Origin of the sequence: Chryseobacterium oncorhynchi (assembly GCF_002899895.1) — a bacterium.
Lineage (GTDB): Bacteria > Bacteroidota > Bacteroidia > Flavobacteriales > Weeksellaceae > Chryseobacterium > Chryseobacterium oncorhynchi.
The window spans coordinates 1-442 of the sequence record NZ_PPEI02000040.1 but is presented as its reverse complement, the minus strand read 5'-3'; the positions used below and the strand labels follow the sequence as shown (position 1 = coordinate 442).

Here is a 442-nt window from a genome sequence, read left to right as displayed (position 1 = left end):
CCTACGGGGGGCTGCAGTGGGGAATATTGCACAATGGGGGAAACCCTGATGCAGCGACGCCGCGTGAGTGAGGAAGTATTTCGGTATGTAAAGCTCTATCAGCAGGGAAGAAGAAATGACGGTACCTGACTAAGAAGCCCCGGCTAACTACGTGCCAGCAGCCGCGGTAATACGGAGGGTGCAAGCGTTATCCGGATTTACTGGGTGTAAAGGGAGCGCAGGCGACATGATAAGTCTGATGTGAAAACCCAAGGCTCAACCATGGGACTGCATTGGAAACTGTCGTGCTGGAGTGTCGGAGAGGTAAGCGGAATTCCTAGTGTAGCGGTGAAATGCGTAGATATTAGGAGGAACACCAGTGGCGAAGGCGGCTTGCTGGGCTTTAACTGACGCTGAGGCTCGAAAGTGTAGAGAGAAAACAGGATTAGATACCCGGGTAGTC

General features: G+C 52.9%; 1 rRNA gene. It reads left to right on the top strand.

Annotation, left to right across the window (positions count from 1 at the left end):
* A 16S ribosomal RNA gene (locus C1638_RS22130) occupies positions 1 to 442 on the top strand; the annotation flags it as partial.